This window comes from Thermophilibacter mediterraneus, assembly GCF_900119385.1.
Lineage (GTDB): Bacteria > Actinomycetota > Coriobacteriia > Coriobacteriales > Atopobiaceae > Thermophilibacter > Thermophilibacter mediterraneus.
Genome location: NZ_FPKO01000008.1, coordinates 199,363 through 216,287, shown reverse-complemented (window position 1 = coordinate 216,287; position 16,925 = coordinate 199,363). Strand labels below are relative to the sequence as shown.

The 16,925-nt window shown below is 72.0% G+C and carries 13 protein-coding genes and 1 tRNA gene; 11 read left to right on the top strand and 3 right to left on the bottom strand.

Going from position 1 to position 16,925, the window contains the following annotated elements:
* Window positions 1–39: 39 nt before the first annotated feature.
* Together BQ7106_RS03170 and BQ7106_RS03165 are read right to left on the bottom strand one after the other, a co-directional pair.
* The gene (locus BQ7106_RS03170; RefSeq protein ID WP_072371146.1) at window positions 40–2,040 is read right to left on the bottom strand and encodes a protein kinase domain-containing protein; all 2,001 of its coding nucleotides are present in this window, start codon (window positions 2,038–2,040) and stop codon (window positions 40–42) included.
* Window positions 2,041–2,147: 107 nt separating this feature from the next.
* Window positions 2,148–3,128, bottom strand: coding sequence for an FHA domain-containing protein (locus tag BQ7106_RS03165; protein WP_159431258.1), 981 nt, complete (start codon window positions 3,126–3,128; stop codon window positions 2,148–2,150).
* Window positions 3,129–3,398: 270 nt separating this feature from the next.
* On the opposite strand from BQ7106_RS03165, the gene BQ7106_RS03160 reads away from it, so the two are divergent.
* The 10 genes from BQ7106_RS03160 (at window position 3,399) to rpoD (ending at window position 15,160) form a co-directional block, all read left to right on the top strand.
* Window positions 3,399–3,902 (top strand): ribosome maturation factor RimP, encoded by a 504-nt coding sequence (locus BQ7106_RS03160; protein WP_072371140.1) that lies wholly within the window; start codon window positions 3,399–3,401, stop codon window positions 3,900–3,902.
* Window positions 3,903–3,918: 16 nt separating this feature from the next.
* A complete protein-coding gene (gene nusA, locus BQ7106_RS03155; RefSeq protein WP_072371137.1) occupies window positions 3,919–5,163 on the top strand; it encodes a transcription termination factor NusA in 1,245 nt (414 codons plus the stop codon).
* A gap of 108 nt (window positions 5,164–5,271) precedes the next feature.
* Window positions 5,272–5,922, top strand: a complete 651-nt coding sequence (locus BQ7106_RS11250) for a hypothetical protein (RefSeq protein WP_240307417.1) — start codon at window positions 5,272–5,274, stop codon at window positions 5,920–5,922.
* 64 nt (window positions 5,923–5,986) lie between these two features.
* Complete coding sequence (infB, locus tag BQ7106_RS03150; RefSeq protein ID WP_129583773.1) at window positions 5,987–7,924, top strand: translation initiation factor IF-2; 1,938 nt, start codon at window positions 5,987–5,989, stop codon at window positions 7,922–7,924.
* Window positions 7,925–7,964: 40 nt separating this feature from the next.
* Window positions 7,965–8,420 (top strand): 30S ribosome-binding factor RbfA, encoded by a 456-nt coding sequence (gene rbfA, locus BQ7106_RS03145; RefSeq protein ID WP_072371135.1) that lies wholly within the window; start codon window positions 7,965–7,967, stop codon window positions 8,418–8,420.
* A gap of 9 nt (window positions 8,421–8,429) precedes the next feature.
* A complete protein-coding gene (locus BQ7106_RS03140) occupies window positions 8,430–9,482 on the top strand; it encodes a DHH family phosphoesterase (protein ID WP_072371133.1) in 1,053 nt (350 codons plus the stop codon).
* A complete protein-coding gene (gene truB, locus BQ7106_RS03135) occupies window positions 9,479–10,396 on the top strand; it encodes a tRNA pseudouridine(55) synthase TruB (RefSeq protein WP_240307416.1) in 918 nt (305 codons plus the stop codon). Before BQ7106_RS03140 ends, truB begins: the two co-directional genes overlap by 4 nt.
* A complete protein-coding gene (locus BQ7106_RS03130; protein WP_072371130.1) occupies window positions 10,393–11,625 on the top strand; it encodes a riboflavin kinase in 1,233 nt (410 codons plus the stop codon). Before truB ends, BQ7106_RS03130 begins: the two co-directional genes overlap by 4 nt.
* On the top strand, window positions 11,622–13,757 hold the full coding sequence (gene dnaG, locus BQ7106_RS03125; RefSeq protein ID WP_072371127.1) for a DNA primase: 2,136 nt from the start codon (window positions 11,622–11,624) through the stop codon (window positions 13,755–13,757). The genes BQ7106_RS03130 and dnaG overlap by 4 nt, the downstream gene beginning before the upstream one ends.
* Before the next feature lie 44 nt (window positions 13,758–13,801).
* Entirely contained in the window at window positions 13,802–15,160 is a 1,359-nt protein-coding gene (gene rpoD / locus BQ7106_RS03120) for an RNA polymerase sigma factor RpoD (protein ID WP_072371124.1), read from the top strand.
* Window positions 15,161–15,695: 535 nt separating this feature from the next.
* On the opposite strand, the gene BQ7106_RS03115 is transcribed toward rpoD, so the two are convergent.
* A tRNA-Asn gene (locus tag BQ7106_RS03115) sits at window positions 15,696–15,770 on the bottom strand.
* Window positions 15,771–16,041: 271 nt separating this feature from the next.
* Between BQ7106_RS03115 and BQ7106_RS03110 the strand changes: the two genes are divergently transcribed.
* A complete protein-coding gene (locus tag BQ7106_RS03110) occupies window positions 16,042–16,866 on the top strand; it encodes an ABC transporter permease (protein ID WP_338001492.1) in 825 nt (274 codons plus the stop codon).
* Window positions 16,867–16,925: the final 59 nt, after the last annotated feature.

Sequence of the window (16,925 nt, the reverse complement as noted above, 5' to 3'; positions counted from 1 at the left end):
GTTGTGCGCGCGGCGCCCTCGCGACGGGACGCCGAGTCCCTACACGCAGAACCCGAACAGCACGCCGGAGGCGTCGGTGCACGCGGTGGCGTAGTGGAACGGGTCTCCGTTGGGCGCCGTGCGGTTGAAGTACGCCATGCCCTCGCTGAGCGAGACGTCCGGGCTCGCCGAGCGCAGCCACCAGTAGTCCGCGACGCCCCTGCGCTCGCGGACGAGCGGCTCGTAGTCCCCGCGCGCGAGCAGCCCCTGGTCGCGGAAGAGCTTGTACTGTGACCCCTCCGCGTTGAGGACGTCGGCGAGGTACTGGTAGTTCTCGCTGAACGAGGTCCGGTCGCGCGCGCCCACCAGCTCGCAGTACGAGGGCAGCCACAGCAGGTCCTCCGTGACCGTGACGTCTCCCGCGTCCTGGGCGGGGCCGACGTTGTTGGTGAGCTTGGCCGCGGCCACGAGGTTGCGGGCCAGCTCCTCGGGAAGCTGGTCGAGGAGGTCCCCGGCCATCCACGAGCGCATGCCCGAGGTCTCCCACCCGCCCTGGTACGCCTCGTCTGCCATCGCGCGCTGCTCGGGCATCACGCTCGTGAGCAGGAAGGTGAGCCCGATGAGGGAGCCGTCGGCGCGCACGTCGTGGGCGATGCCCGCCACCTGGGCCGCGAGCTCGGCGCCCGCGACCATGAGCGGCTTTACGAGCGAGCGGTCGATGAGGCCGTCCTCGTCGCAGATGCCGTGGCGCCGGGCCACCTCGATCGCGGCCTCCTCGCCCCCCGCGTCGGCGATCTCGGCCGAGACCTCGGCGAGGTCGTCCCAGGTCAGGTCGGGAAACCTCCGCGAGCCCGACCCGACGAGCCCGAAGCCCCCCGTCGCCGCCGCGACGACGCCGACCGCGGCAACGGCCCCCGCGCCGGCGAGGAGCGCGCGACGGCTCACGGCGCGCCTCTTCCCGGGGGCGTCGCCGGACGCGCCGTCCTTCTCGCCGCTCGCCCCGTTCTCGGCGCCCTCGGGGGGCGTCCCGCCGAAGGGGGCGAGAAGGGCCTCAGCCCCGGCGTCGCCCGAGACCCATGCCTCGAGCGCCGCGCGCAGGCTCGCGACCGTCGGGCGCCCCTCGGGGTCGCGCGCGAGGCCCGCCATGACGATTGCGCAGAGCCCCTCGTCGCGGGAGGAGCGGGCGCGCAGCGGGGCGGGGGACGTGTCCATCTTGAGCCGGTAGGGGGAGGCCTCCGGGTGCTCGGACACCCGGAACGGGGCGAAGCCGGCGTAGAGCTCGTAGAGCACGCTGCAGAGCGCGTAGACGTCGACGGCGGGGGAGTGGCGCAGCTCGTCGATGCCGGTCACGTCGCGCGTGAGCATCTCGGGCGGCGCGTAGTCGGGCGTGCCGTTGCGCCACACGTCGGCGAGCATCGTGAACGACCCGTCCGCGTCGCTCAGGGCGACGGAGCTCCCCATGTCCACGAGGCACACGTCGAACTCGCCGGTCTCGAGCTGGTCGGTCACGCTCGTCGAGGAGGTGCGCAGGACGATGTTCCTGGGCGAGAGGTCGCGATGGACGAACCCGCGGTCGAGCGCGGAGGTGCTGTCGAGGATCGCGGCGACGGCGGCCCCCAGGCGCGCGACGCGCCCGCCGTCCCACGGGACGCCGGCGTCGCGCTCCACCTGGTGAAGCGACGCGCACTCGACCCACTCCATGAGGATGGCGGGCCGACCGCCCGCGCGCCCGAAGCCGAAGACCTCGGGGAATCCGTGCAGGCCCGAGACCACGAGCTGGTTGCGGTACTCCTCGTAGAAGGCGTCCTCGCGGGCGGCCATGAGGGCGGGGCTCGCCCCCTCGCGCGCGGGGCGCAGCACCTTGAGGGCAAAGGCCTCCCCGGCGGCGTTCTCGACCCGGGAGACGGTGCTCGTGGCGCCCGTGCGCACAGACGCGCCGTCGTCGGCGAGCAGGCGGGGGAAGCGCCGCTCCGGTCCGTCCCCGCCCGGCCGCGCGGGCGCGGCGGCGACGAACGACGTGAGCTCGACCAGCCTTCGCGAGGAGCTGCTCTCGGCGGTCATGGTGCCCCCCTCCGTATTCCCGTCTTTTCAGGTTATCGCGACTCGGGGCAAGAAATTTGCGCAAAAAGTCGAGCGAGGGGCGGGACGGTGGCGCCCCTTGGGTGCCGCTACGCGCCTTCGGGCGCGAGGCGGACCACGAGGAAGCGCGTGGTCGCGCCGAGCAGCAGGACGTCGCCGTGGCGGATGCGCCTCCGGGCGGGAGCCACGCCGTCGGCGCGACGCGACCGGGGCTCCTCGAGCGGCTCGGGCGTATCGGAGCCCGGCGCCAGGATCGCCGTCCCGTTGGTCGAGCCGAGTCCCTCGGCGTACCAGCGGCCGTTCTCGCACACGATGCGCAGGTGGCGGCGCGAGACGTCGGCGTCGACGTCCGTGATCGAGCCCGGCTCGCACGCGAGCGACCCGACGACGGTGCCGCCCTCCGCCTCGGAGAGCCGGTAGACCACGGCGCGCAGCGACCCGTCGGGGAACAGGCGCATGAGCCCGAGCCCGGTCCCCCCGGCGCCGCTCGCCGCGCGGTCGTCTTGGCCCCGCCCCCCGGGCGAGGTCTCCGCGGTCCGGGCCCCGCTCAGCAGGTTCCGGCTCACGAAGTCCTCCGTGCGCGCGACGGCCTCGCCAGGGTCGCTCCGGCAGCCCATCACGAGGAAGAGCGTGAGCAGCAGGGCCGTCCGCTGCGCCCCGGCGAGGTCTTCGCGCGCGCTGACGCGCGCGACGAGGTTCCGGTAGACGTTCGCGTCGATGCCGTGGTCCCTGAGCGCCCGGCACATCGCCTCGGGCGCCTCCCCGGCGTAGTGCCGCTCGATGGCGGCGCGGCTCTCCGCCCCCTGGGGGCGACGCGAGAGCATGAGCGAGACGAGCGACTGAGCGGCGCGCCCCGCGTCCTCGAAGAAGTCGGGCGGCAGCTCGCCGGGGGCGGCGTTGACGACGCGACGCGACAGGAAGGTGCGGTCCTCGATGCGGTCCCGCGGGGAGAGGCGCTCGCCGTCCCGGCACTCGCCCGAGAGCAGCAGGCGCGCCGCCTCGTAGTTGGAGACTCGCCCAAACCGCTTGAGGTCGGCGTACATCACGTAGCTCGGTGTGTTCTCAGCCATGATGACCCCCAGTTCGCGTGACATGGGGTCAAGTATAGGCCGACGGTCGCGCGGTCGGCGATGGCGCCCCGGCGGGCGGCGGGCCCCGTCGCCTCGCCGCCCCGTCCGCTCGCCGACGCGCTTGTGGCCATCTCGTGGAGGCTTAGTTGACGCACGCCCCGATTCACCGTAAAATACCAGCGTATTCGAAGCTGTAATCGTAGGAAGTGGGGTGGATCTTCTCGCCCCGCTTCCTTTCTGTATGCAGGTGAGGAGAGGTGAGGAGGGTTCATGCCCAAGCAAGGCCTTGAGCGGGAGATCATCGACGCGCTGGAGCCCCGCGCCGCCGAGCGCGGCATCGACGTCGTGGACGTCGAGGTGGTCGGCGCGAGCAAGGCGCCGTGCGTCCGCGTTCGCATCGACCACGCGGACGAGGACGCGCCCACGATCTCGCTCGACGAGGTGACGGTCGAGACCGGGTGGATCTCCGACGTCCTCGACGAGCTCGACCCCATCCCCTCGAGCTTCACGCTCGAGGTGTCCTCCCCGGGCATGGCCCGCCCGCTGCGCAAGCCGCGCGACTTCGCGCGATTCGCGGGTCAGGTCGTCCAGGTCTCGCTGACCCCGGGCGAGGGGCGCCGCCGCTTCACGGGGACCCTCCTCGGCATCGAGGGCGAGGCCGGCGGCGAGACGGTTGCCCTCGAGTGCGACGGGCAGCGCGTCGAGCTCGCCCTCGAAGACATCAGGAAGTGCACGATCAAGCCCGACTTCTCCGCGTCGGGCGCGTCTAGGTAAGCGGGAAAGGATAACCATGGCCTCTGAGATGATGGAAGCCCTCGAGCTCCTCTGCCAGGAGAAGCACATCGACCAGCTCTACCTGATCGACCGCCTCGAGCAGTCGCTCGCCAAGAGCTACACGGACGTGCTGCACCTGCCCTTCGGCGCGCGCGTCACCATCGACCGCCAGACCGGTCGCGTCTACGTCTACGAGCTCGTCCCGCGCGGCGAGGAGGACCCCGAGACCGGGGAGTACTCCGAGTTCGACGAGGTCGACGTGACCCCGCCCGACACGAGCCGCATCGCCGCGCAGCACGCCAAGGCCGAGATCAAGGCCATCGTGCGCAACGCTGCGCGCGTCCAGATCTACGAGGAGTTCTCGCAGCGCGTGGGCGACATCATCACCGGCACGGTGCTCCAGACCACGCCCGACTTCACGATCATCAAGATCCGCGAGGGCGTCGAGGCGGAGCTGCCTCACTTCGACCAGCGCCGCTTCCCCGAGGAGCGCAACGAGCGCCCCGCCGGCGAGCGCTACAGCCACAACCAGCGCATCCGCGCCATCATCATCGACGTTCGCGACCCCAACGCCACCCAGCCCGCCGTGCGCGGCGAGCGCCAGCGCCCGCCCATCGTGGTGTCGCGCACCCACCCCGACCTGCTGCGCCGTCTCTTCGAGCTCGAGGTCCCCGAGGTCTATGACGGGATCGTCGAGGTCAGGAGCATCGCCCGCGAGCCCGGCGTCCGCTCCAAGGTCGCCGTCTCCTCCAACGACTCGCACCTCGACCCGGTGGGCGCCTGCGTCGGCCCCAAGGGCAGCCGCGTGCGCACCGTCGTCTCCGAGCTGCGCGGCGAGCGCGTCGACGTGGTCCTGTGGAGCGACGACCCGGCCCGTCGCGTCGCCGCGGCGCTCTCCCCGGCCCGCGTCTCGCGCGTCATCATCGACGACGAGAACAGCTACGCCACCGTCATCGTGCCCGACGACCAGCTCTCCCTCGCCATCGGCAAGGAGGGCCAGAACGCGCGCCTGGCCGCGCGCCTCACGGGCCTGCACATCGACATCAAGAACGAGTCGCTCGCCGCTGGCGTCCTGCGCGACCTCTCCCATGTCGTCGCCGAGGACGACCTCGCCGACGACGGCGAGTCGCACCGCTGCGAGTACGTGGGCGACAACGGCATCCAGTGCCGCAACATGGCCCGCCCGGGCTCTCGCTTCTGCGGCGTCCACGAGCAGATGGCAGACGTCGAGGTCTCCTCCGACCCCGACTCCCTCATCTAGGTCGCACGGGGCAAGCAAGCATGAGATTTCGCGGGCCCCGCGCCCGCCGCAGGGAAGGTAGGTCACATGGCAAAGACGCGCGTTCATGACCTCGCTAAGGAATACGGAATGTCCAGCAAGGAGATGCTCGGGCACCTCCAGGACATGAAGATTCCGGCCAAGTCCGCGTCCTCGACCCTCGAGGACGCCTACGTCTCCATGGTTCGCAAGAAGCTCAAGCCCATCCTCGAGGCCCGCGCCGCCGAGATCGAGGCCGCGCGCCGCGCCGAGGAGCAGGCCAAGGCCGAGGAGGCGCGCATCGCCGCCGAGAAGGCGGAGCAGGAGCGCATCGCCGCCGAGCAGCGCCGCGAGCGCGAGCGCGCCGAGGAGGAGCGCCGCCGCGCCGCGGCCGAGGCCGAGCGCAAGGCCCGCGAGGAGGCCAAGGCAGAGGCCGAGCGCAAGGCCCGCGAGGAGGCGGAGAGGAACCGCGTGCGCGACAACGCGCCCAAGTCCATCCCGTCCTTCTCGTCGCTGCTCGACCAGATCGCGCAGCAGGAGGAGGTGCTCAAGCGCCAGGCCGAGGAGGCCGCCCAGAAGAAGGCCGAGAGCCACGGCCGCGGCCGCCGCCCCGAGGCCCCCGCGCGCCGCGCCGAGGAGCAGGCCAAGGCCGAGGAGGCGCGCATCGCCGCCGAGAAGGCGGAGCAGGAGCGCATCGCCGCCGAGCAGCGCCGCAAGGCCCGCGCCCTCGTCGCCCGCCCCGCAGGGCGCCGGCGACGGTGACGGGCGTCGTCGCGGCAAGAAGGGGCGTCGCGGCGGCGAGGGCGGCGAGGACCGCTACAGCCGCATGGCGCGCGAGGCCGAGGCCTACAACCGCAGCCGCGTCCTCGAGGAGGCCCGCGTGGCCGTCGAGGAGGCGTCGCGCGAGTCCACCGGCCGCCGCAAGCGCCGCAAGGAGCGCCGCCAGAAGCAGGCCGCCGAGGCGGCGATGGAGCACCGCATCGAGGAGGCGCTCGCCAACGACCAGGACCTCTCCCAGCTCGACACCGTGAAGGTGCCGCAGGGCTCCACGGTCGGCGAGCTCGCCGAGCTGCTCGGCGTGCCGGCAAACGACATCATCAAGCGCCTCTTCCTCCTGGGCACCCCGCTCACGCTCACCGAGTCGATGTCCGACGAGCTCATCGAGCTCGTCGCCGACGACCTCGGGCGCGACGTCAAGGTCATGACCAAGGAGGAGGAGAACTCCTTCACCTTCTACGACGACCCGGCCACCCTCAAGGGCCGCCCGCCGGTGGTCACGGTCATGGGCCACGTCGACCACGGCAAGACCTCGCTGCTCGACGCCATCCGCCACACCGGCGTCGCCGAGGGCGAGGCCGGCGGCATCACGCAGGCGATCGGCGCCTCGCAGGTCATGGTTGGCGACCGCAAGATCACCTTCATCGACACCCCGGGCCACGAGACCTTCACCGCCATGCGCGCCCGCGGCGCCAAGGTGACCGACATCGTCATCCTGATCGTGGCGGCCGACGACGGCGTCATGCCCCAGACCGTGGAGTCCATCAACCACGCGAAGGCGGCGGGCGTGCCGATCATCGTTGCCGTCAACAAGATCGACAAGCCGGGCGCCAACCCCGACAAGGTGCGCCAGGAGCTCACCGAGTACGGCATCATCCCCGAGGAGTGGGGCGGGCAGAACATGTTCGTCAACATCTCCGCAAAGAAGAAGATCGGCATCGACGAGCTGCTCGACACCGTCCTTCTCCAGGCCGACGTCCTCGAGCTCAAGGCCAACCCGGACACCTTCGCCTCCGGCAACGTCCTCGAGGCCAAGCTCGACCGCGGCCGCGGCTCGGTTGCCACCGTGCTCGTGACGCGCGGCACGCTGCGCATCGGCGACGCGCTCGTGGCGGGCCTCTCCTACGGCCGCGTGCGCGCGATGCTCGACCCCAAGGGCAACAACGTCACCGAGGCCGGGCCCTCCGACGCCGTCGAGATCCTCGGCCTGCAGAGCGTGCCGTCGCCCGGCGACGAGTTCCGCGTCTTCCAGGACGAGCGCGACGCCCGCGACCTCGCCGACCAGCGAGCGCTCAAGGCGCGCATCGAGGAGCAGAACCGCGTCAAGCACGTCACGCTCGAGAACCTCTTCGACACCATGGCCGACGCCGAGGTCAAGGAGCTCAACCTCATCATCAAGGCCGACGTCCAGGGCTCGATCGAGGCGCTCCAGGACTCCCTCAACAAGATGGACCAGTCCGAGGTGCGCATCAACACGATCCACTCCGCAGTGGGCGCCATCACCGAGACCGACGTCGTCCTCGCGGACGCCTCCAACGCCATCATCATCGGCTTCGGCGTGCGCCCGGAGGCCAAGGCCCGCGCCGCGGCCGAGCGCGACGGCGTCGAGATCCGCACCTACAGCGTCATCTACAAGGCGATCGAGGACATCGACGCCGCCCGCATCGGCATGCTCAAGCCCACCGAGGTCGAGGTCCAGACGGGCACGGCCGAGGTCCGCGACACCTTCAAGGTGCCCAAGGTCGGCATCGCCGCGGGCTGCATGGTCCAGGAGGGCGAGATCTCCCGCGACGACCAGGTGCGCCTCGTGCGCGACGGCATCGTCGTCTACGAGGGCAGGATCGCGTCGCTGCGCCGCTACAAGGACGACGTCAAGAGCGTCAAGGCGGGCTTCGAGTGCGGCATCGGCCTCGAGAACTTCCAGGACGTCCACCCCGGCGACCAGATCGAGGGCTTCCGCATCGACCAGGTCGCGCGCACGGAGTAGGCGCGCGGGGCACGCTCAGGACACGAACGGATAGGCAGAGATGAAGCAGAACCAGCACTCCAGGCGGACCAACGAGCAGGCGCGCGTCAAGCTCGCGAGCATCCTGCTCTTCGAGGTCTCGGACCCCGACCTGGCGCTCGTGACCGTCACGGGCGTCGAGGTCTCGGTCGACAAGTCCTACCTGCGCGCCTACGTGAGCTGCGACTCGGCGCGCTACGACGAGGTCAGCGCCGCGCTCGCGCGCGCCAAGGGCCGCATCCGCTCGCTGCTCGGGCGCTCGCTCGGGTGGCGCGTGACCCCCGAGCTGGACTTCCGCATCGACACCACCACCGACGAGGCCGAGCGCATCTCGCGCGCCCTCGAGGAGGTTCCGCCCACCCTCGCCGTCGAGAAGGACGAGTTCGGCTACCCGCTCGAGGCCGCCGCCGACGGCGCCGCGGCCGCGGGCGAGAAGGACGGCGACGCCGCGGCGGCGCCCGCCGCCGACGGGGAGTAGGGGGCTCGCATGGGGGAGGCATCCGACCGCATGGGCCAGGGCGAGCGCTTCGACGCGATCGCCCGCCTCGTCGAGGGCGCCCGCACGATCGCGATCTGCGCGCACACCTCGCCCGACGGCGACGCGCTCGGCTCCGGCCTCGCGCTCGCCGAGATCATCGAGCGCAGCTGGCCGGGGCGCGAGGTCACGTGCCTGCTGGCGGACAACGACGTGGTCCCCAGGACCTATGCGTTTCTCCCCGGCGCGGAGCGCTACGTGCGCGCCCGCGAGTTCGAGGGCGCGCCCGACCTCTTCATCTGCGTCGACCTCTCGCAGCCGAGCCGCCTCGCCGACGCCCGCGCGGTGCTCGAGCGCTCCGCGCGGGTCGCCGTGCTCGACCACCATCCCTGCGACGAGCCCTGCTGGGACGCCGGCGTGGTGCGGCCCGACGCTGCGGCGGCCGGCGTCATCGTGGCCGAGTTCGCCCGCCACGTGGGCTGCGCCCTCACGCCCTCCATCGCGCAGAACCTGCTCTGCGCCCTCATGACCGACACGGGCTGCTTCCAGTACCAGAACGCCAACGGCGAGGCGTTCCGCGTCGCGAGCTCGCTCGTGGAGGCCGGCGCCTCGCCCTCCGAGGTGTCCCTGCACGTCTATCAGAGCGACCGTCTCGCGTACCTGCACCTCTCCGCCACCGTCATGGGGCGCATCGTCACCTTCGAGCAGGGCAGGATCGCCTACAGCTACGCGACCTCGGCCGACCTCGCCGCCACGGGCGTCCCCGTCGCGGAGTGCGACGGCCTCGTCGACCTCGTGCGCCGCGTCGACGGCTGCGAGGTGGCGCTGTTCCTCAAGGAGGTGCCCGGCGGGCTCGTGCGCGGCAACCTGCGCGCCAAGTCCGACCGCGACATCTCGGTCATCGCGCGCGAGATGGGCGGCGGCGGGCACCCGGCGGCGGCCGGGTTCACCGTCGAGGGGGACATCGACCAGGCCCTCTCCACCGTGCTTCCCAAGCTCCGGGCCCTCTACGCGACCGGAGGGGCCCAGACGGGCGCGCCCCGCTGCGGGGAGGGCGCCCGTTGAGCCGGCGTCCGAGCGCCTTCTCGGCGCTCATCGCCGTCGACAAGCCCGCCGGCATGACGAGCCACGACGTCGTCTCCCGCGTCCGCCGCGCGGTGGGGGAGCGGCGCGTGGGCCACGCCGGCACCCTCGACCCCGCCGCCACCGGCGTGCTCGTGGTGGGCATCGGCCAGGCGACCAAGCTCCTCGGCATGCTCACCCTCGATCGGAAGGGGTATCGGGCGACCATCAGCCTCGGCGCGGAGACCACGACCGACGACGCCGAGGGCGAGGTCGTCGCGAGCGCGGAGGTGGGGCCCGAGCTGCTCGACGCCGGGCGCGCCGGGCGCGAGGTCGCCGCGCTCGTGGGCGAGCACGACCAGGTGCCGCCAGCGTACTCGGCCGTCTCGGTGGGCGGGCGGCGCGCCTACGACGCCGCGCGCTCCGGCGAGGCGCTCGAGCTCGCCCCGCGCCGCGTGCGCGTCCACGGGGCCGACCTCGTCGCGGTGCTCCCCGAGCAGCGCGCCTGGGTGGTCGACCTCGACGTCTCAAAGGGGACCTACGTTCGCAGCATCGCCCGGGACCTCGGGCGGGCGCTCGGCTGCCGCGCGCACGTCGGGTCGCTGCGCCGCGTCTTCTCCGGGCCGGTGAGCCTCGTCGACTGCCTCTCGCTCGACGAGCTCGAGGCCGGCGGGGCCGACCTCGTGCGCGAGCGCTGCCTCGACCCGGTCGCCGTCCTCGGCCTGCCCGCGCGCGAGCTCGCCGTGACCGAGATCGCCGACGTGTCGTGCGGGCGGCGCCTCGACGCGCGCGACGAGGCGCCCGGGCGCGTGGCGCTCACCTTTGGCGGCGGCCTCGCGGGCATCTGGCGCCGGGAGGGCCGCTTCCTCGTCTGCGAGACGAACTTCCCGCAGGCCATCGAGGGGGTGCGCCCATGAGCCGCGCGGGTGCGGGGGACCTCCGCTCCGCGCTCCTCGCCCTCGCCCCCGACCGCCCGCTCGGCGCCGTCGGCGCGCGCGAGCTGGTGCGCGCCTCGCTCGTCGCCGTGGACTGCACATGGGCCGCGCGCGAGCTCGAGCTGCTCGGCGGCGCCGTGACCGGCCGCGTCTTCCGCGACGCGTCGGGGGGCGCGACCTTCCCGCTGCGCCGCGCTCCCTGGGGCGAGCCCCTCGCGCGCCCGCGCGCCGTCTGCGCCGTCGGGGCCTTCGACGGGGCGCACCGCGGGCACGCCGCGCTGCTCGGCCGTGCGAGGTACGAGGCCGACGCCCGCGGCGCCGAGCTCGCGGTCGTGACCTTCTCTCCCGACCCCGCCGACGTCCTCGCCCCGGGGCGCCCCGGTGACGCGCTGCTCCCGCCAGCCGTCCGCCAGCACGCCGTCATGGAGCTCTCCGGCGCCGACGCCCTCGTGGTCCTCGACTTCACGCCCGAGCTCGCGGCGCTCCCGTACGAGCGCTTCGTGCGCGGCGCCCTCGACGCGCTCGTCGACCTCGAGTGTCCACGGCGACGAGCGAGGCGCGCGCGAGCTGGTGCGCGCCTCGCTCGTCGCCGTGGACTGCACATGGGGCGCGCGCGAGCTCGAGCTGCTCGGCGGCGCCGTGACCGGCCGCGTCTTCCGCGACGCGTCGGGGCGCGCGAGGGGTTCGACGTCATCGGGATGGAGCTCGCCGACGAGGGGGGCGCCCCGATCAGCGCGACGCGCGTGCGCTCCCTCGTGCGCGCGGGCCGCGTCGAGGACGCGGCGGGCCTGCTCGGGCGCTGCCACTACGTGAGCGGACGGGTGGAGCACGGCCGCGGCGAGGGGACGGGGTTCGGCTTCCCCACGGCCAACGTCGCCGTGGACGAGTCCCTCTGCCTTCCGGCCGAGGGTGTCTACGCCGGCTTCGTCGCGGTCGGGGCCATGGCCTGGCCGGCCGCGATCAACGTCGGCAAGCCGAGGTCCTTCTCGCCCGGGGAGCGCGACGCGGCCTTCCTGGAGGCCACCCTCCTGGGGTTCGAGGGCAGCCTGTACGGAGAGGAGGTCAGCGTGGTCTTCGCTCGCTGGCTGCGCGAGCCGCGCAGCTTTGCGTCGCTCGAGGAGCTCGAGCGCACGGTCCTCGGCAACGTCGGCTGGGTGCGCGCGACGCTCGGCGAGCGCGGGGTCTCGCTGCTGGGGGAGGGGGACTCGTGATCTCCGAGGAGGACAAGGAGCGCGTCCGCCAGGCCACCGACTTCGTGCAGCTCGTCGGCGAGACCGTGGAGCTGCGGCAGCGCGGGCAGGAGTTCTGGGGGTGCTGCCCCTTCCACGGCGAGAAGACCCCCTCGTTCAAGGTCAACCCCGCCACGGGCCTCTGGCACTGCTTCGGCTGCGGGGAGGGCGGCGACGTCTTCTCCTACGTCCAGCGGCGCGAGGGCCTCGAGTTCCCCGATGCCATCCGCTACCTGGCCGACCGCGCGGGCATCGAGCTCGCCGAGGAGCGCGGGGCCGGGCGCGGGCCGCGCAAGACCCGCCTCATGGAGGCGCTCGGCGAGGCCGAGTCCTTCTACCACCTCATGCTCATGCGCGGCCGCGGCGAGGGCCCGGACGCCGCGCGCCGCTACCTCTCGGGGCGCGGCTTCGGCTCGGACGTGTGCCGCAGGTGGGGCCTCGGCTACGCTCCGGGTCGCGGGCAGCTCGTGGCGCGGCTTCGCTCCAAGGGCTTCGGGCAGGCGGAGATGATCGCCGCCGACCTCGCCTACGACCGATCCGGCCGGGTGACGGACCGCTTCTACGACCGCGTGATGTTCCCCATCCACGACGAGCTCGGGCGCACCATCGCCTTCGGCGGGCGCGTCCTGGGGGCCAAGCGCGACGGGGTCGCCAAGTACGTGAACACGCGCGACACCCCCGCGTTCAACAAGGGCAAGCACCTCTTCGCCTACGACCGCGCCAAGGAGACGATGGCGGCCACGGGGGTGGCCATCGTCTGCGAGGGCTACACCGACGTCATCGCCATGCACGAGGCCGGCTTCACCAACGCCGTCGCCGCCCTCGGCACCGCGTTTCGCCTCGACCACGTCCGCCTCATGGAGCGCCAGCGCGTGAGCAAGATCATCTGCATGTTCGACGGCGACGCGGCGGGGCAGCGCGCGGCGGAGCGCGCGGTGCGCTACCTCGACAAGACCTCCGCCGCGCTCCTGTGCGTGGTGCTGCCGGACAACCAGGACCCGATGGAGTTCCTCGCGGTCCGGGGGGCGGACGCCCTGCGCCCCGTCCTCGACGCCGCGCGCCCGCTCATGGACTTCGTCTTCGAGAAGCGCCTCGCCGCGCACGACCTCTCGGCTCCGGGCCGGCGCGTCCGCGCGCTCGAGGACATGGCCTCGCTGCTCGCGCCGCTCAAGCACTCGGTGCTGCTCGACGAGTACGCCACGCGCCTCGCCGACACGCTCGGCATGGACGTGAGCGAGACCAAGCGCGCCATCCGCGACGCCAAGGTGGTCGAGCTCGACGAGGACCGTCCGCAGCGCGCGGCCTCTCGTCCCGGCGGCGGCGCCGACCGGGGCTCCGCGCGCCATGCGGGCCGGGGGGCCGGGGGGTCCTCGCGCGACGCCGGCGCCTGGGCCGCGGGCCCCGGCTCCGACGAGCTCGGCCCCGACGACTACGTGCCCGCCGAGGCGTACGAGGACGGCGCGCCGGCGCCCGAGGCGCCCGCCCGCCCGGCCCCCGCGCGCGAGGCGCCGCTCTCCGCGCTCTCCGCCAGCTCGACGAGGACCGTCCGCAGCGCGCGGCCTCTCGTCCCGGCGCCGGCGTCGCGCGAGGACCCCCCGGCCCCCCGGCCCGCATGGCGCGCGGAGCCCCGGTCGGCGCCGCTCTCCGCGCTCTCCGCCGACGAGCGCATGCAGGTCACGGCGGAGCGCGAGCTGCTCAGCGCGCTCGCCCAGCGCCCGGACGCCCTGAGGCCCTACGAGGAGCGCATCGCGTCGCTCTTCTGGGCAGACGCGCGTCACGAGGCCATGGCGTGGGCCATGCTCTCGACGCCCGAGGGCACGAGCCCGGCCGAGGTCGTCGCCGCGGCGAGCGCGGTGGTGCCCGAGGCCCCGCGGATCCTCTCGGGAGGGCGGGTGATGAGCGACGGCGAGCTCAGCGACAGCGAGAAGCTCGACCTCATCGTCGACACCGCCGAGCTCTGCTCGTGCAGGCGGCGCGTGCGCCAGATCCGCGCGCAGCTCTCGGGCTCGGGCACGCCCGACGAGGACTCCGAGCGGCTCTTCCGCGAGGCGACCGTCCTCCAGCGCCGCGTCGCCGAGCTCTCTCGCGAGATTTCCTCAGTTTCCGAGGAATAGTTTTGGGTATACTTTTGAGCGTTCATGCGTCGAAGGGGATTTACGTGGCTGGTACCAAGAAGACGAAGGCAGATGTCAAGCTCTCCGACGAGCTCTCCAGGGTCGTGGACGAGATCGCCCGCTCGGTGCGCTCGGGCAGCGTGAGCGAGGACGACGTCCAGCTCGCCCTGCGCGACGTCGACGTCGACGCCGAGGAGCTCTCTGACCTCATGGACGCGCTGCGCGCCCGCGGCGTCGAGGTGGGCGGCGGCTCGGAGCCGGCGGGGGACTTCTCCGTCGACGACGACGCTGACGACGACTTCGACGACGACGACGCCGTCGACGACGGCTTCTCCGACGACGAGGAGGGCGAGTCCGAGAGCGCGGCCGAGGCCAAGGCCGTCAAGGAGGCCCTCCGCTCGGTCCCCAAGGCCAAGGCAGCCAAGCCCAAGCGCTCCAGCCGGGCACGCGCGCGGCGCCAGGACACCTCCACCGTCATGCTCACGGGTGACCCGGTGCGCATGTACCTCAAGGAGATCGGCAAGGTCGACCTGCTGACCGCCTCCGAGGAGGTCCACCTCGCCATGAAGATCGAGGCCGGCACCGACGCCACGGCAAAGCTCGAGGCCGCCGAGAACGGCGAGATCGAGCTCACCCGCGCGGAGCAGCGCCGCCTCATGCGCATCGAGCAGGTGGGCCTTGACGCGAAGCAGCAGCTCATCAGCGCCAACCTGCGCCTCGTCGTCTCCATTGCCAAGCGCTACGTGGGCCGCGGGATGCTCTTCCTCGACCTCATCCAGGAGGGCAACCTCGGCCTCATCCGCGCCGTCGAGAAGTTCGACTACACCAAGGGCTTCAAGTTCTCCACCTACGCCACGTGGTGGATTCGCCAGGCCATCACCCGCGCCATCGCTGACCAGGCGCGCACCATCCGCATCCCGGTGCACATGGTCGAGACCATCAACAAGCTCATCCGCGTGCAGCGCCAGCTGCTCCAGGACCTCGGGCGCGACCCCACTCCCGAGGAGATCGGCGCCGAGATGGGCATGAGCCCGGACCGCGTGCGCGAGATCCAGAAGATCAGCCAGGAGCCGGTCTCCCTCGAGACGCCCATCGGCGAGGAGGAGGACTCCCAGCTCGGCGACTTCATCGAGGACTCCACCGCCGTGGCCCCGCCCGAGGCCGCGTCCGACTCGATGCTGCGCGAGCAGCTCGACCAGGTGCTCGACGGCCTGGCTGACCGCGAGCGCAAGGTCATCAAGTTCCGCTTTGGCCTCGAGGACGGGCACCCGCGCACCCTCGAGGAGGTCGGCCGCGAGTTTGGCGTGACGCGCGAGCGCATCCGTCAGATCGAGTCCAAGACCCTCGCCAAGCTGCGCCACCCGAGCCGCTCCGGGCGCCTCAAGGACTACATGGAGGACTAGCGTCCCCACACACCTGTCTCAGCTGCGGCCCCGCACCCTGCGGGGCCGCACTGCGTGAGCCCGCGCGCGGGACCGCGCCGCGGCCGGTCGGGCTCGCGCCGAGCCTCCCCGGCGCGCCTGCGTGCCTCAATCGCCCTCTCGGGCGAGATCTCGATGCGATTGGGTATAAAGTTTGATGCAGGGCATCGCCCCAGGGCTCCGAGGGTGGCCCCGGCGCCCCCGTCCGCCGCGTTTCCCACCCAACTGGGTGCCTTTCTTGGCTGAGGATGACGGAGGGGGAGAGAAGGACCCTCGGGTCGACACCCAATCATGGGGTCTTCTTCGCAAAAACCGCCCTCGCGGCAGACGCGCCTCCCTCGGATTACCCACTCGCCCGCATGTCTGGTCAACGCCGCGGAGGCGGGTGCGGTTCTCGCGGGCGGGTGCGGTTCTCGCGGGCGGGTGCTGTTCTCGCGGGCGGCGGTGGCGGGCCCCGCGACCGGTGCGACAACAAAACAGGTCGGAGACAATCAATGCCTCCGACCTGCGACTTTGCTGGCTCCCCGGGTAGGATTCGAACCTACGACACGCTGATTAACAGTCAGCTGCGCTACCACTGCGCCACCGGGGAATTGGTGGGGTGCGTTTGCACAAGAGAAGAGTATACAGATGCGCCCGCAGGATGCAAGCGAGATTTTGAGATTTCTTTCGCACGCCGCTTGCGCGCGTCTTTGACGCGCCCTTTGACCTGCGGGCTCGACCCCCATCGCGGGACACGAGGCCGCCCAAGCACCCCGGCGCCCTCGCGCCTGGCCCCACTCTGCCGTTTCTATGACCCCCGACGCGCTGTGATAGGATTTCCAACGTCAGCGAAACCACGACGCACGCACGCGGGAGGCACCTTGACCCACGACTCCATGGCCCCGGCGGGGGCCGCGCACACCAACGGGACGCGGGCAAAGGACCGCTTCATCCTCCAGCAGCTCGTGACGAAGGACTTCAAGCTCCGCTACCGTCGCTCGGTGCTCGGCGTCATCTGGAGCGTGCTCAACCCGCTGCTCATGATGATCATCATGAGCTTCGTGTTTTCCTACTTCCTGCGCGGGTCCAACGTCGAGAACTACCCGCTCTACCTCATCGTGGGCAACATCACCTTCTCGCTGATGAGCGAGGCCACCAACGGCGGCCTGCGCTCGATCATCGACGCGGCCCCGCTGCTCAAGAAGGTCAAGGTCGACCGCTGGGTCTTCCCGGTCCAGAAGGTCTTCTCCGCGATCATGAACTTCGGGTTCTCGCTCATCGCCGTGGTCATCGTCATGCTGTTCTTCCGCGTGGTCCCCACCTGGCACGTCGTCTGGATGGTCCCCGCCCTCGCGCTGCTGACGGTCTTCTGCGTGGGCATCAGCCTGCTCATCGGTGCCGCCGCCGTCTTCTTCCGCGACATGATTCACCTCTGGAGCGTCGCGATCACCGCGTGGAACTACCTCACGCCGGTCTTCTGGGACCTGTCGCTGCTCACCAACGCCGGCGCGCCGCAGCTCGTGGTGTGGGTTGTCAAGGCGAACCCCATGTACAACTTCATCGACATGATGCGCTGCGCGATCGTCTACCAGACCTCCCCCGAGCCGATCGTGGTCCTTCTCGCCGTCGCGTGGGCCGCGCTGGCACTCGCGGTGGGCGTGGCCGTGTTCCGTCGCACCGAGCACAAGTTCATCCTGTTCATCTAGCGCCCGGCCGCCCGTCCGGCCCCCGCCCGTTCCTGTTCACCCAGCGCACACCGAGGACG